At 40.0% G+C, this 235-nt stretch carries 1 protein-coding gene; it reads left to right on the plus strand.

All coding sequences use genetic code 11. From position 1 onward, the window contains the following. Positions 1–27: 27 nt before the first annotated feature. Positions 28–235, plus strand: a 208-nt coding sequence (locus VJI94_RS08845) for a hypothetical protein (protein WP_324009107.1), incomplete at its 3' end; no start/stop codon positions are given.

Genomic DNA, 235 nt, shown 5'->3' on the forward strand with positions numbered 1-235 from the left:
TTATTAGCTGTTAAGCTGGGAACGGCTATGTATAAACCTTTTAATGTGAATCCGCTGGGAGGAAGATTAGAATTAACTCCTGCCACTGCATTGATTGATACAGGCACTTATAATTTTGATATCGAAGTAAGTAATATCCGAGGTTCAAGAGTCGTCAACAATATTGCGCAGGTTAGAATTACACCTTCTGTTCCATTTCAGCTGATCAGACAGTTTGCCAATAGCTCTGCACCCA

Origin of the sequence: Parvimonas sp. D9, assembly GCF_035282565.1 — a bacterium.
Taxonomy (GTDB): domain Bacteria; phylum Bacillota; class Clostridia; order Tissierellales; family Peptoniphilaceae; genus Parvimonas; species Parvimonas micra.